The 13,942-nt window shown below is 54.5% G+C and carries 14 protein-coding genes; 5 read left to right on the forward strand and 9 right to left on the reverse strand.

From position 1 onward, the window contains the following. Positions 1-2: 2 nt before the first annotated feature. Positions 3-773, reverse strand: coding sequence for an AMP nucleosidase (locus VHE34_RS29645; RefSeq protein ID WP_325594922.1), 771 nt, complete (start codon positions 771-773; stop codon positions 3-5). Between the two features lie 29 nt (positions 774-802). Between VHE34_RS29645 and VHE34_RS29650 the strand changes: the two genes are divergently transcribed. Continuing rightward, entirely contained in the window at positions 803-1,246 is a 444-nt protein-coding gene (locus VHE34_RS29650) for a type I restriction enzyme HsdR N-terminal domain-containing protein (RefSeq protein ID WP_325594924.1), read from the forward strand. Here VHE34_RS29650 and VHE34_RS29655 read toward each other — a convergent pair. The 7 genes from VHE34_RS29655 to VHE34_RS29685 are packed head-to-tail and all read right to left on the reverse strand — an operon-like array spanning position 1,238 to position 8,101. Next, on the reverse strand, positions 1,238-1,981 hold the full coding sequence (locus VHE34_RS29655) for a class I SAM-dependent methyltransferase (RefSeq protein ID WP_325594926.1): 744 nt from the start codon (positions 1,979-1,981) through the stop codon (positions 1,238-1,240). The two genes, VHE34_RS29650 and VHE34_RS29655, sit on opposite strands and share 9 nt — an antisense overlap. Positions 1,982-1,983: 2 nt before the next feature. Beyond that, on the reverse strand, positions 1,984-4,410 hold the full coding sequence (locus VHE34_RS29660) for an ABC transporter permease (RefSeq protein ID WP_325594928.1): 2,427 nt from the start codon (positions 4,408-4,410) through the stop codon (positions 1,984-1,986). 58 nt (positions 4,411-4,468) lie between these two features. Continuing rightward, the gene (locus VHE34_RS29665) at positions 4,469-5,875 is read right to left on the reverse strand and encodes a Glu/Leu/Phe/Val dehydrogenase (protein ID WP_325594930.1); all 1,407 of its coding nucleotides are present in this window, start codon (positions 5,873-5,875) and stop codon (positions 4,469-4,471) included. 54 nt (positions 5,876-5,929) lie between these two features. Further along, entirely contained in the window at positions 5,930-6,160 is a 231-nt protein-coding gene (locus VHE34_RS29670) for a CcmD family protein (RefSeq protein WP_325594932.1), read from the reverse strand. Positions 6,161-6,162: 2 nt separating this feature from the next. Continuing rightward, positions 6,163-6,975 (reverse strand): cytochrome c biogenesis protein CcsA, encoded by an 813-nt coding sequence (gene ccsA / locus VHE34_RS29675; RefSeq protein WP_325594934.1) that lies wholly within the window; start codon positions 6,973-6,975, stop codon positions 6,163-6,165. Next, entirely contained in the window at positions 6,869-7,516 is a 648-nt protein-coding gene (locus VHE34_RS29680) for a heme exporter protein CcmB (protein ID WP_325594936.1), read from the reverse strand. Before VHE34_RS29680 ends, ccsA begins: the two co-directional genes overlap by 107 nt. Before the next feature lie 15 nt (positions 7,517-7,531). Next, entirely contained in the window at positions 7,532-8,101 is a 570-nt protein-coding gene (locus VHE34_RS29685; protein ID WP_325594938.1) for a thymidine kinase, read from the reverse strand. 100 nt (positions 8,102-8,201) lie between these two features. Here VHE34_RS29685 and VHE34_RS29690 point away from each other — a divergent pair, with 100 nt between their 5' ends. Then, positions 8,202-9,017, forward strand: coding sequence for a hypothetical protein (locus VHE34_RS29690; RefSeq protein ID WP_325594940.1), 816 nt, complete (start codon positions 8,202-8,204; stop codon positions 9,015-9,017). Here the strand turns inward: VHE34_RS29690 and VHE34_RS29695 are convergent. Beyond that, on the reverse strand, positions 8,990-10,276 hold the full coding sequence (locus VHE34_RS29695; RefSeq protein WP_325594942.1) for a 3-deoxy-D-manno-octulosonic acid transferase: 1,287 nt from the start codon (positions 10,274-10,276) through the stop codon (positions 8,990-8,992). The genes VHE34_RS29690 and VHE34_RS29695 overlap by 28 nt on opposite strands. 88 nt (positions 10,277-10,364) lie before the next feature. Here VHE34_RS29695 and VHE34_RS29700 point away from each other — a divergent pair, with 88 nt between their 5' ends. The 3 genes from VHE34_RS29700 (at position 10,365) to VHE34_RS29710 (ending at position 13,934) form a co-directional block, all read left to right on the forward strand. After that, positions 10,365-11,498, forward strand: a complete 1,134-nt coding sequence (locus tag VHE34_RS29700; protein ID WP_325594946.1) for a DegT/DnrJ/EryC1/StrS family aminotransferase — start codon at positions 10,365-10,367, stop codon at positions 11,496-11,498. Positions 11,499-11,606: 108 nt separating this feature from the next. Continuing rightward, complete coding sequence (locus VHE34_RS29705; protein WP_325594948.1) at positions 11,607-12,929, forward strand: UDP-glucose/GDP-mannose dehydrogenase family protein; 1,323 nt, start codon at positions 11,607-11,609, stop codon at positions 12,927-12,929. A gap of 21 nt (positions 12,930-12,950) precedes the next feature. Continuing rightward, positions 12,951-13,934, forward strand: coding sequence for a UDP-glucuronic acid decarboxylase family protein (locus tag VHE34_RS29710; RefSeq protein WP_325594950.1), 984 nt, complete (start codon positions 12,951-12,953; stop codon positions 13,932-13,934). The last annotated feature ends 8 nt before the right edge of the window (positions 13,935-13,942 follow it).

Consider the following 13,942-nt stretch of genomic DNA (forward strand, 5'->3'; position numbering starts at 1 on the left):
GGCTAAAATCTTAGATGTCTCACCGTAAGCCCGTTATTGATCAGCTGCTTCAAGGAATCGATCCCGATCTTGATATGCCGCTCCACAAATTCGGACGTGATCTTCAGATCGCTCTCCGCCGTCTTGACCCCCTCGGGGATCATCGGCTGATCACTCACCAGCAACAGCGCTCCGGTCGGGATCTTGTTATAGAACCCAACCGAAAATATCGTCGCCGTCTCCATATCGATCGCATAGGCCCGTATCTTCTGTAAGTATTCCTTAAAAACTTCGTCATGCTCCCAGATCCTTCTGTTCGTCGTATAGACCGTCCCCGTCCAGTAATCCACCGAATAATCCCGGATCGTCGTCGAGATCGCCTTCTGCAACGCAAAGGCCGGCAGAGCAGGCACCTCGGGCGGGAAATAGTCGTTGCTGGTGCCCTCGCCCCGGATAGCCGCGATCGGCAGGATCAGGTCCCCCAGCTTGTTCCGCTTCTTCAGACCCCCACACTTCCCAAGAAACAACGCCGCCTTCGGATGGATCGCCGTCAACAGGTCCATGATCGTCGCCGCCCCGGGGCTGCCCATCCCGAAATTGATGATGGTAATGTCCCCGGCCGTGGCGCATTGCATCGGTTTATGCTCCCCGATCACCGGTATCCCATGCCATTCGGCGAACAGCTGCACATAATTATCGAAGTTGGTCAACAGGATATATTCACCGAAATTCTCTAATTTTTCACCCGTGTAGCGTGGCAGCCAGTTATTTACGATCTCTTCTTTGGTCTTCATTTCGTAAATTTAGCAAATAGTTTTGGCCTATGATTAAAATCTACTATCCTTCCTACCCCTTTAAAATACGCGAACCCGAGAAGAAGAAAGAGGAGATTTGGGACGAACTGCGAAAGCAATGGGTCCGGCTTACCCCTGAAGAATGGGTGCGCCAGAACTTCATTCAATACCTCCTGCAGATAAAGAATTATCCCGCCTCCTATATGGCCGTCGAACGTCGCATGAAGCTCGGCGAACTGAACAAACGCTTCGACCTCCTCGTCTTTGACAAGGCCGCCCAACCCTGGATGCTGGTCGAATGTAAGGCCATGGAAGAAAAGCTCGACACCCGCGTCCTTTGGCAGGTGCTTCGCTATAACATGGCCATCCCGATAAAATATCTCGTCATTACAAACGGGGAAGAATGCCACGCCTTCATCAAAGGCCTGACCGATTTCGAGGACATCGCCTCCCTCCCGGCTTATTCAGAGTAGCCCCGTATACAACTTCGTGTCATATCCCACCCTGACCTTCCCGTCCCGGGCATGCCGCCCGAACAAAGCGGCCAGCGCCCGCATCATCTCTGCATTGTCCTTCGGAACATAGGAGGAAGACAACAACCTCCCGGTCAATCCCGGCAGGTCAAACAGCTGCTCATTGTCGAAATGGTCCAACCTCACTGTCGCAGGAGCAAAAAAAGCGCCGACCGCCAGATCATCTATATTGCGATGATTCACCGTCCGGTACTCCCCCGCATACCGCGAGATCAGGTCCTCATATTCCTTTTCAAAATCACTCTCCGTCATCCGCTCATTCCACACCAGCGCAGTAACCGCACCCGGCACGCCTATGCGGACCAACTCCCGCCTCGTCTTCACCGGGTCGAACCAGTGAAAGGCCTGGCCCGCGACTATCAATCGCGCCACTCCCCCTGGCAGACCCGTAGCCTCCGCCGTCCCGTCGACGGAAACAAAACCGGGGTAACCGCCCAGCAGCTCCTCCGCCTTCAAACGCATCTCGCGATTAGGCTCCACTGCATAGACACGATTCCCGTTACGTAGGAACAGCTCCGTAGAAATGCCCGTCCCTGATCCGATATCCGCCACGGCCCAGCCGGCATCGAATCCATAAATAGTTGCTAAATGGGAAAGAATGGCCGCCGGATAATGCGGCCGGTATTTGACATAATCTTCGACCCGGTCGCTAAACCGGGTAGTACTGTTGTTCATACTCACTCGCTCCGCAATGATCGCGCCGGATTCATCATCGCCGCGCGCACCGACTGGAAACTTATCGTCAACAAGGCAATGATCAATGCCGATAACCCCGCCGCCACAAAGATCCACCACTCGATCCCAATGCGGTAGGCAAACTGCCGCAACCAATGATCCATCGAAAACCAGGCCAGCGGAAACGCGATCAGGGCCGACAATCCCACCAGTTGCAGGAACTCCTTCGACAACAACCCCGTCAACCCTGTCACACTCGCGCCCAACACCTTCCGGATACCGATCTCCTTCACCCGCCGTTCGGCCATATAGGCCGAAAGCCCAAAGAGCCCCAGGCACGAGATAAGAATGGCCAGCGCGGCAAATACTTTCGATAGCTGCCCCATCAGGGTCTCACTCTTGAATATGGAATTGAAATCATCGCTCACAAAACTATAATCGACGGGATACGCCGGGTTATCTTTTTTCAGCACGACCTGCATCCTGGCAACCGCAACCTCCGCCGGGACATCCTGCTTTATCCGTACATAAAGGAATCGCGCATCGGGATTATCATTGTATGAGCAAAAGAACATCACCGGCTCGGCCTTTCCATACATATCGCCAAATACAAAATCCTTTACGACCCCGACAACGAGAAAGGGCGGATTATTATCAAACCAGATCCGCTTGCCGATCGCGCTGCCCTTCCCCATCGCCTTCGCAAAGCTTTCCGTTATAAGAATATGCATGCTGTCGGCTTCCGGCTTGTCGGACCGGAAATCCCTGCCTTCCGCCAGGCGCATTCCCGCCGTCGCCAAAAATCCCGGGGTGACGGTACGGTAGGAGATCAGCAGATCCGCACTGGCATCCTTCCCCTCCCATTTGGCGCCCGATCCGTTATTGCCGATCCAGAGAGTATTGAAGCTGTTGAGCCCGGCATTCTCGATCACTCCGGTATTGAGGAGGTCCTGCCGGATTTTATTGAAATGTTGGTGGATCTCCCCCTTCGCCCCGCAAACGATAAGATGGTTTTGGTTGTATCCAATGTCGCGGTTGCGGATATGTTCGATCTGCTGGTAAATAACGATCGTGGAGATGATCAGCGCAACGGCAATGGTGAACTGTGCGACCACCAATCCTTTCCGGATAATAGCCGCCCCACCGCCCCGGGTCCTGATCCCCTTGAGAACAAAAGCCGGGCTAAAGGCCGACAGGTATAAGGCCGGGTAGCTTCCGGCCACAAGCCCGCAAACCAGCGCGATCGCCGCAAGGACGCCGATATGCAACGGCTTCATTAGTCCCAGTTCCAGCGGCTTGCCGATCAGCAGCGCAAAGGCGGGCATCACAAGGCTGATCAGGATGACCCCGATGATCACGGATAACAGTGCCATTACAATTGCCTCACCGATGAATTGCCCGATAAGCCCGCGCCGCTCAGCGCCCATCACCTTCCGGACCCCCACTTCCTTCGCCCGCTTGTCGCTTCGGGCCGTGGCCAGGTTCATAAAGTTGATACAAGCGATCAGCAGGATGATCCACGCGATCACCACGAACATCCGTACGTATTCGATACGTCCACCGGTGATCTTTCCGTCTTCGAAATGATCCCTCAAATGCCAGTCCCTGGCACTGTATAGCCAGGGCCTCGCGCCGGCGCCCTTTTGCTTACTTTGAATAAAAGAATAAAGCTCCTTTCCGATCCGCCCGACATCGGCGCCCGGCGAAAGCAGCACGAATGTGTTCGCGAAGTTCGTGCCCCAGTTGTCCATCCATCCCTCCGCCTTGTGATCGTTATAGCTGCGCTGGTAAGATGCGATCCAGTCGAATCGCCAGGTAGTATTCACCGGCATATCCTGCACAATACCCGACACCCGATATTCCTTCTCGTTATCCAGCTTGATCAATTTTCCGAGCGCCTTCCCCCGTCCAAAGAACTGGCGGGCTACTTTATCCGTAATAACGATATTGGCGGGATCGGCGAAGGCAGTCCTGGCGTTTCCTTCCACAAACGAAAGATCGAACAGCTCGAACACCGTCGAATCCGCCCATCCTCCATTCTCATAGATCGCCTTGTCCCCAACGGTGAACAGGGACTGCCAGTTACGCACCCGGCACGTCTTCTCGATACCCGGGATCTCCCGGGCAAGCGCCGGTCCCAGCGGACCCGGCGTGGCAGAGAAAGTACGAACCTTCCCTTCATAGGTCTGGTTGGTCGGCAGATAATACAACCTGTCCTTCTTGGAAAGCGACTGATCAAAGCTCAGCTCGTCTTCCACCCATAAAAAGATCAGCCCCGCACAGGCGATACCTATTGCGAGGCCGAATATATTCAGGAAACTGTAGCTCCTGTTCTTCCAGAGATTCCGGAAGGTGATTTTAATGAAGTTGAGGATCATGCGAACATAGGCCCCAAGCACAATGCCATATTCCAATCCGCTGATGGCCAATCTCTAACATAACGCGCCGAAGGCGCCTGTGTCCGCTTTCGATACGCAGAATGTCCGTCTACGGAAAGATACCCAGCTCCGCATAACTCGTACCGACCTTATTGATCGCCACCACATACGCCGCCGTCCGCATATCCGGAATACTCGGATTAGCCTTCCACGCATCCATGATCTCCCTCGTAGCCAGGATCATCGTATCCTCCAACCCGCTGTACACCAGGTCCACCTCATCGGCCCCATGCCCGATGAACTCCTTCTCCTTCTGCGACACCTTCTTGCCCGTCAACCCCTCGATCTGGTTCAGGATATGCATATTCATATTCTCCGTGAACCGCTTGTCCATCCGGCCGTAACGCACATGGCTCAGGTTTTTCAGCCACTCGAAGTACGACACCGTAACCCCGCCCGCATTCAGATACATATCCGGTACGACAAGGATACCCCTCTTCGCAAAGATCTCATCAGCCTCCGGCGTCAGCGGACCATTGGCAGCCTCCCCGATCACTTTCGCTTTCACCTTCGGAGCATTCTTCCCGTTGATCACATTCTCGAGCGCCGCCGGGATCAGGATATCACACTCCAGTTCCAGCGCATCCCCCGAATTGGCCAGATTCGTCGCCCCTGGAAAGTTCAGAATGCTGCCGGTCTTCTTTCTATGCTGGAACACTTCTTCCTCATTCAAGCCCGCAGGGTTCATGATCGCACCCTCGAACTCGGCCAGCGCAATGACCTTGGCCCCACCTTCGCGGAAGAACTTGGCGGCATGATAGCCGACATTGCCAAGACCCTGCACCACTACCGTCTTCCCTTCCACCCCGGGCTTTAAGCCCTGCTTCTTCATGATGTCCTCCATATTACAGACCTCGCGGATGCCGTAGAAGACCCCAAGACCCGTCGCCTCACGCCGTCCCCGGACCCCGCCCTGTGTCACCGGCTTACCCGTGACACAACCCAGCGCATCGATCTCCCCGGGACGCATGCTCATATAAGTGTCGAGGATCCAGGCCATCTCGCGCTCACCCGTACCATAGTCGGGCGCAGGAACATCGGTACCCGGCCCGATGAAATTCTTCTTGATCAGCTCGGACGTGTAGCGCCGCGTGATCTTCTCCAGCTCATATGGCGTATACTTCTTCGGATCGATGCTGATCCCACCCTTGGCGCCGCCAAAAGGCACATTCACGATAGCGCACTTGAAGGTCATCAACGCCGCCAGCGCCATCACCTCGTCGAGGTTTACTGATGGTGCAAATCGGATACCTCCCTTACAAGGGGTCTTATGATGCGAGTGCTGCACCCGGTAGGCCTTGATGACCTCTATCTTATCCCCGATCTTCACGGGGAAGAACATCCGGTACACCGCATTACATTGTTTGATCTGCTCAAGGATGCCGGGATCCCAATTGGTAAAAGCTGCTGCTTTGTCAAAGCTTTTCTCTACGGCTTCAAAAAATTTGTATTCCATTTGGCTTGCTTTATAAAAAAAATGGACCAAACCGGTCCCATGTGTGTGCCTACTCTATTTAAGTTCCTTCTCCAGCTTGCCGATCTTGCGGTCCAGCCTTACCATATAAAACAATACCCCGGCCAGTATCGTCACCAGCACCATCACCACAACATAGATCTTCCCGTTAGCCCGAAGTCCATCGGCCATTTCAACTTTCCGGGTCGTATCGGCCTGCGCCATCACCGGCAGCGCCAGCACCCAACAAAACAACAGGATCAGCAGCGTTCGAAATTTCGTATGCATTCTCAGGAATTAGAATATTTTTTTTCCGTCAGCAGGGCCAGCCGGATCCGCAGGGTCGCGATCCATACGCCAAGCAGGGTCCACCCCGGTATCGCTCCGCAAACCCAAACCATCGCCATCCGCGGATCGAGATCGTTAAAGGCAGGATTTCCACCCATCCCCCCGGGGTGCAGGCTCTCCACCATCCTCGGAAGGATCCAGATCGTAGGGAATAACATCGCAAACGCAAAAATATTGTACACCGCCCCAAGCCGCGCCCGCTTATCGATGTCCGGTATCCCGTTTCGGAACACCAGGTAGGCATAATAGATCAGCATCGCGATCACCGCACCCAACTGCTTCGGATCGTTGCTCCAGAACGCTCCCCAGGTAAACCCCGCCCACTCACTGCCCGTGATGATCCCCAGCGTCCCGAAAACGATCCCCACCTTCGCGTATTCCAGCGAATAGACATCATAGGCATGATTCGGCTTACGCAGATAGAGAATAGCATACACAACCGAAACGGAGAGAAAGACCATCATGGCCATCCACATGGCGACATGGAAGTAGAGATTGCGGATCGTCTCATTCACGATCGGCTTGGCAGGAACAGCGCCCAGGAAACCCGCGATGACCGTATAGGCTAATAATAGAACGCACAATATTTTCCACCAGGTCTGACGAAGCATAAATTCTTCTTGGAGGGGCAAAGGTAGGCTATAGCCGCTAATCCTTCCATAAAAAAGGAAAAAGTATAATAGCCAGCACCACGAGCAGGATGTCCAGCCCGGCCATAATCCCAAGCATCCACCCAAGTCCCCCCTGCAGCACATCCTCGAAGGCAATCGTCGAGATCCGGTTCAACAGCATCAGCTGCGGGATCACCAGCGGAAAACCGAGGATCGCCATCAGCGCCGCCCCCTGTTGCGCCCGCGCCGCCAGCGCCGAAAGAAAAGTAAACACCAGGCTCAGGCTCACTCCGCCAAGACAGGTGATCAACACAAAATAACCCTCATGTCCCATAGGGTCACCCAGCATGAACAGGAACAGGACCAGGCTTACCCCACTCATCAACATCATCAACAGGGCATTGAACACCAGCTTCGCCAGGATGAAATCCCTCGCGCCCGCGATCGAATAGAAATACAACAGCCGGCCCCGCCCCTCCTGCAAAAAGCTCTTGGCAACCGCATTGACGCAAATGAACAGCTGGATCATCCAAAAAAGCCCCTTCCATACCGGGCCCTCCGGCTGACCCATCGATAAATAAAGCACGAAAATGGTCGCCGTCACATATAATAAGATGCCATAGAAAGTATACTGTTGGCGAATTTCGAGCAACAGGTCCTTTTTTAACAAATTAATTATTTTCATAATGGAATGTTAATTTCAAGGCAGACTATAATAACAATGCCGGCATCTCGGTTCATATAAATCCCCTTCACCCAGCAGGAACTGACCCTGTTTGCTTGCCTTTCGGAAGGAATAGTTCGCAATATTTCCACATTTGACACAAATGGCATGCAACTTGGTTATGTATTCAGCTTTAGCCAGCAGGTAAGGCATCTGACCAAAAGGTTTAGCCAAATAGTCCATATCGAGACCGGCGACGATCACCCGGATGCCCCTGACTGCAAGCTGGTCGCAGACTTCCGGTAATTGATCGTCAAAGAACTGGGCCTCGTCGATGCCGATGACATCGACATCCCCCGCCAATAATAGGATAGTCTGCGAATTTTCGATTGGAGTAGATTGGATCGCGTTCTCATCATGCGATACGATATGCTGCTCATGATAGCGGGTATCCATCGCAGGTTTGAAGATCTCGACTTTCAGATTGGCAATTTTAGCACGCTTTAGCCGCCTGATCAGCTCTTCTGTCTTACCAGAAAACATCGATCCGCATATGACTTCGATCCAGCCTCGGCGCTCACCCAACAGATGGGGTTCTATGAACATAGATTAGGTGTATGAATTAGGTTCGGAATTTGTTATAACTTTATATAGGTTTTATATAGGTCTTTCTACTAACCCTTAAAGTGCGTTTAGCTTTTGTACCATGGAACGACTTAAAGAACTGATCACTCAACTGAAAGAGCAGTCCGACCGAAAGGCCGAACCCGCCCAGATGCTCGAAACCGTGCACCTCCTCGAAGCCGAGCTTCAACAACTCGCAAGTCAACCTCAGCCTGTTCGGGTAATGCCGACAAAAATAACGGTTATGATGCCATCCGCCACCAAAATGTATGCCGGACAGCAGAATGGCCAAGTTCCCGCTGAACCCAAGAAAGAGCCTGCCAACCAACGGAATAACAACGTAAATGGCGCCCCGCCGGTCCCTGTATCCGAAGAGGATACCCGCTACATGCCGCCGACGACGCCGGCCCCGGCGCCCGCAGTCCAACCTTCCGTGCCGGCCCCAATAGCCGCCCAGGAAGCCCCGGCGACCGCCACCCTCGAAAAGCCGCTCGACCGCGGTCAATGGCCGTTTAATCCATTGGCGGACAAGCCAACAGACCGGTTCACCCTCTCCCAACGCTCCCGCGAAGTAAATGATGTCATCGGACTGGCGTCGACCTCCCTCAACGACAAGCTGAAATCGGAAGTGGCCGATCTCAAATCGGCCCTCAATGATACCCCCGTACGCGACCTTAAAAAGGCAATCGGCGTCAACGACCGCTATGTCTTCATCAACCAGCTCTTTCGCGGCGATGAGGTCATGTACGAGCGTAGTATCAAGACAATCAATGGATTCCGCATCCTGCCGGAAGCCGAATACTGGATGGAAAGAGAGCTGAAGGTGAAATTGGGCTGGGACGAGAACCGCGAAACCACCCGCCACTTCTATCAGCTGGTCAAAAGACGCTTCTCGTAAATGTAGGACACGATTTTCAGCGTCGCCCCCTTTTTCGAATGCACATACCGTCCCGAGGCCTCACCGGTCTCCTTGAGCTCTTCAGCATTCTGCAACAACCGGTTAAACACCTTTTCCGCCTCCAGCGCACTATCGATGATCAGCCCGCCGCCGCACTCCGTCAGCTCCACCGCCTCGATATATTTCTCGATCACCGGACCGAACACCACCGGCTTGCTATATACCGCCGCCTCCAACACATTGTGCACCCCGTCATCGCCAAAACCCCCGCCGATATACGTGATCGTAGCATACCGGTATAACCGGCTCAACATCCCGATATTATCGATGATCAGCACATTCGCCTCCGGCCACGCACTCTGCCCACGCGACGGAACAGCACCACCCCGCGCCAGCACAGAATATCGTATCGAATGCCGGAACAATCTCTCCACCTCCTGCAACCGCGCCTCGCTGATCTCATGAGGCGCCACAATAAATCGCAGGTCCGGATGCGTATTGGCAAAATGATCCAATTCCTCCTCATCCTCCTCCCAGGTCGAACCCGCTACGATAACCGGCCGCCCGGCGCAAAAGCCCTCGATCAATGGCAACGGCTCACCACCCTCGGCAATCTCTATCACCCGGTCAAATCGCGTGTCCCCACTGACACTCACATTCTCCGTCAGCCGCAGCCGCCGCAACAGCAACCGCGACATATCCGTCTGTACGAAAAGATGCGTAAAACATTCCAGCATGTACCGGTGCAACCGCCCATACCACTTGAAGAAAGGTTGATCCTCCCGGAAGATCCCCGAGATCAGCAGCGTCGGGATACCCCGCTTTTTTAACTCCGCCAGGAAGTAATACCAGTAGTCATATTTCACCCAAAGCACGATATCCGGCTTCACCAGGTCGACGAACTGCCGGGCATTCCCCGGACTATCCAGCGGCAAATAGAAAATATGGTCGGCGCCCTTGTAGTCTTTTCGGGTAGTATACCCCGAGGGCGAAAAAAAGCTAAGCACGATCCGGCAACCCGGCGACCGCCGGCGCAATTCTTCCAACACCGGCCGCCCCTGCTCGAACTCACCAAGCGAGGCGCAATGCATCCAGATCACCGGACCCGCCTGGCCCGCCGCCGCCAGCTCCGCCCTCATCCGCTCAAAAAGCCCTTTCCTTCCCTCCATCCAAAGCTTCGCTTTCCTGTTCCAGGGGGAGATCAGCCGAACGCCTGTTCTGTACAATAGTAGAAAAACATGATAAAAGATAATACTCATATTACGCTTGCCGAACTACCCATTGGTAGCATTGGATAAACCACAATTTTGTGGTAGTTTCGTGCCCCCAAGGACTATAATTATATCTATGCGACCCATCCAAATGGTTGACCTGAAGCAGCAATATACAAAAATAAAGAGTGAAGTGGATTCGGCGATACAGGAGGTGATCGATAATGCCGCCTTTATCAATGGTAAGGCCGTAACAGAGCTGGCAAATGCCCTCTCCCTTTATACAGGCTCCAAACACGTCATCCCCTGCGCCAACGGCACCGACGCCCTCCAGATCGCCATGATGGCACTCGATTTGCAACCCGGGGATGAAGTGATCACACCGTCTTTTACATTCATCGCCACAACCGAAGTCGTTGCCCTTCTCAAACTGAGACCCGTATTCGTAGAGGTCGACCCCAGGACTTTCTGTCTCGATCCGGCCGCCATCGAAGCGGCGATCACCCCCCGAACCCGCGCTATCATCCCCGTCCACCTCTATGGGCAGTCGGCGCCCATGCAGGAGATAATGGACATCGCCCGCCGCCATAACCTCTCCGTCATCGAGGATAACGCCCAGGCCATCGGCAGTCATTACCGCTTCCCCGACGGCACGGTGAAAAAGACGGGGTCCATCGGCCACATCGGCTGTACCTCCTTCTTCCCATCAAAAAATTTGGGCTGTTACGGCGACGGCGGAGCAATATTCACCGATGATGATGCGTTAGCCAACCGGTTAAAAATGATTGCGAACCACGGGCAAAGCCGGCGTTATTATCATGACCTGGTCGGCTGCAACAGCCGCCTCGATTCCATCCAGGCAGCCGTGTTGAACGTAAAGCTGAAAAGGTTGGACGAATACATCGCCGCCAGAAGGGCGGCCGCCGATCATTATGATCAGGCTTTTGGCGCCCACCCGAAGATAAAGACGCCCCACCGGGCTTCGTATAGCCATCATGTCTTCCACCAGTATACCCTGGTCCTCGAAGGGGTCGACCGCAACGGACTCAATGAGTTCCTTGCCGGCCGCAATATCCCGTCGATGATCTACTATCCCGTACCCGCCCACCGCCAGCAGATGTTTGCCGGCTTCGGTGGGGCTGACTACCACCTCGAAACCACCGATTGGCTGACGGAACGGGTCATCTCCCTTCCCATGCACACAGAATTGGACGACGAACAACTGCACGCGATAAGCGACGCAGTTCTCGAATACTTGAACCGGACGTAGTCCGGTTCGTGCCTGAAGGGCACAAATATTAGCGGATTTGAGGCTAAAAATTACCTTTCCTTAATTTTTAGCCGAAACAGTAAACAAAAACCAGAAAAAAGGATCTTTATGAAAATCGCTGTGATCGGCACCGGTTATGTAGGACTCGTTACAGGTACCTGTTTCGCGGAAACGGGAAATGACGTTTGCTGCGTGGACATTGACACGAAAAAAGTAGAGAAGCTCACCAACGGCCAGATCACCATCTATGAACCCGGACTCGAAAAGCTCTTCCTCCGCAACCTGAAGGAAGAACGCCTGAAGTTCACCACCAGCCTCGAAGAAGGCATCAAAGACGCCGAGATCATCTTCCTGGCCCTGCCCACTCCTCCCGGTGAGGACGGGTCCGCCGATCTCAAATACATTCTCGGCGTCGCCGACCATCTCGGCAAGATCCTCAAAGACTATAAGGTCATCGTCGATAAAAGCACCGTACCCGTCGGCACCGCCGAAAAGGTACACGCCGCCGTCAAAAAAAACTACGCCGGCGAATTCGACGTCGTCTCCAACCCCGAGTTCCTCCGGGAAGGCGTCGCCGTCGACGATTTCATGAAACCCGACCGTGTCGTCATCGGCGCCTCCTCCGACCGCGCCCGCAAGGTAATGAACGATCTCTATCTTCCTTTCGTCCGCCAGGGCAACCCCATCATCTTCATGGACGAACGCTCCGCCGAACTCACGAAATACGCCGCCAACTCCTTCCTCGCCACCAAGATCACCTTCATGAACGAAGTGGCCCTCCTCTGCGAACGCCTCGGCGCCGACGTAGACATGGTACGCCGCGGCATCGGCAGCGACGAACGCATCGGCAGACGCTTCCTCTTCCCCGGCATCGGCTACGGCGGCTCCTGCTTCCCCAAGGACGTACAGGCGCTGGTAAAATCCTCGCAGGAAGTAAGCTATGACTTCCAGATCCTCAACGCTGTCATGGACGTCAACGAAAGACAGAAGCTCCACCTGATTCCCAAGATCAAAAAATATTTCAAGGACAATATCAAAGGCCGCCACTTCGCACTCTGGGGCCTGGCCTTCAAACCCAACACCGACGATATCCGCGAAGCCCCGGCGCTGTATATCATCGACGCCCTCGTTAAAGAAGGCGCCACCGTCTCCGTATTCGACCCCGAAGCCATGAACAACGTCAAACAGCTCATCGGCGACAAGGTCACCTACGCGGAAAACCAATACGAGGCCCTGGAGAGAGCCGACGCCCTGATCATCGCTACCGAATGGAACGAATTTCGGACCCCGAACTTCCTGAAGATCGTCACCAGCCTGAAGAACAAGGTCATCTTCGACGGCCGCAACCTGTTCGACATCGCCGCCATCCGGGAACTCGGTTTCTACTATGAAAGCATCGGCCGCGCGCCGGCCGTACCGGAAAAAAAATAAAAAGCACTAATTCAACCGCACATGGCTAAACAGCGTGTATTGATCACCGGCGCAGCAGGCTTCCTCGGGTCCCACCTTTGCGACCGGTTCATAAAGGAAGGCTATCACGTGATCGGGATGGACAACCTCATCACCGGCGACCTTCGCAACATCGAACACCTCTTCAGGCTGGAAGCGTTCGAATTCTATCACCACGATGTGAGCAAATTCATCCACGTTCCCGGCGAACTGCGATACATCCTGCACTTCGCGTCCCCCGCAAGCCCCATCGACTACCTCAAGATACCCATCCAGACCCTCAAAGTAGGCTCCCTGGGTACCCATAACTGTCTCGGCCTCGCCAAATCCAAACGGGCACGCATCCTCGTGGCCTCCACCTCGGAGATCTACGGCGACCCGCTCGTCCATCCCCAAACCGAAGAATACTGGGGCAATGTGAACCCCGTCGGACCCCGCGGCGTCTATGACGAAGCCAAACGCTTCCAGGAAGCCATGACCATGGCCTATCATAATTTCCATGGCCTGGAGACCCGCATCGTCCGCATCTTCAATACCTACGGCCCGAGAATGCGGCTCAACGACGGCCGCGCCCTGCCCGCCTTCATCGGCCAGGCCCTCCGCGGCGAAGACCTGACCGTCTTCGGCGACGGCAGCCAAACCCGCTCCTTCTGCTATGTCGATGACCTCGTCGAAGGCATCTACCGCCTCCTCCTCAGCGACTATCACCTGCCCGTCAATATCGGTAACCCGTCGGAGATCACCCTGAAGCAATTCGCCGAAGAGGTCATCTCCCTCACCGGCTCCAAACAGAAGATCGTACACAAGCCGCTCCCCGTCGACGACCCCAAGCAACGCCGGCCCGATATCTCCCGCGCAAAGGAGATCCTCGGCTGGGAACCCCGGGTCGAACGCAAGGAAGGCCTCCGCATCACCTATGATTACTTCAAATCCCTCCCGCCGGAAGAATGGACAAAACAACCTAAGGAATTTGTCAGCAGGAACTAATGCTACTC

The sequence above is a fragment of the Puia sp. genome, assembly GCF_035546395.1.
Lineage (GTDB): Bacteria > Bacteroidota > Bacteroidia > Chitinophagales > Chitinophagaceae > Puia.

Coding starts and splice junctions, on each gene's coding strand:
- VHE34_RS29685 (WP_325594938.1), bottom strand. CDS start 8,101: ATGTTCATAGAACCCCATCTGTTGGGTGAGCGCCGAGGCTGGATCGAA.
- VHE34_RS29710 (WP_325594950.1), top strand. CDS start 12,951: ATGGCTAAACAGCGTGTATTGATCACCGGCGCAGCAGGCTTCCTCGGG.
- VHE34_RS29650 (WP_325594924.1), top strand. CDS start 803: ATGATTAAAATCTACTATCCTTCCTACCCCTTTAAAATACGCGAACCC.
- VHE34_RS29690 (WP_325594940.1), top strand. CDS start 8,202: ATGGAACGACTTAAAGAACTGATCACTCAACTGAAAGAGCAGTCCGAC.
- VHE34_RS29705 (WP_325594948.1), top strand. CDS start 11,607: ATGAAAATCGCTGTGATCGGCACCGGTTATGTAGGACTCGTTACAGGT.
- VHE34_RS29645 (WP_325594922.1), bottom strand. CDS start 773: ATGAAGACCAAAGAAGAGATCGTAAATAACTGGCTGCCACGCTACACG.
- ccsA (WP_325594934.1), bottom strand. CDS start 6,975: ATGTGCTGCAGGGGGGACTTGGGTGGATGCTTGGGATTATGGCCGGGC.
- VHE34_RS29695 (WP_325594942.1), bottom strand. CDS start 10,276: ATGAGTATTATCTTTTATCATGTTTTTCTACTATTGTACAGAACAGGC.
- VHE34_RS29670 (WP_325594932.1), bottom strand. CDS start 6,160: ATGCATACGAAATTTCGAACGCTGCTGATCCTGTTGTTTTGTTGGGTG.
- VHE34_RS29700 (WP_325594946.1), top strand. CDS start 10,365: ATGCGACCCATCCAAATGGTTGACCTGAAGCAGCAATATACAAAAATA.
- VHE34_RS29680 (WP_325594936.1), bottom strand. CDS start 7,516: ATGAAAATAATTAATTTGTTAAAAAAGGACCTGTTGCTCGAAATTCGC.
- VHE34_RS29665 (WP_325594930.1), bottom strand. CDS start 5,875: ATGGAATACAAATTTTTTGAAGCCGTAGAGAAAAGCTTTGACAAAGCA.
- VHE34_RS29655 (WP_325594926.1), bottom strand. CDS start 1,981: ATGAACAACAGTACTACCCGGTTTAGCGACCGGGTCGAAGATTATGTC.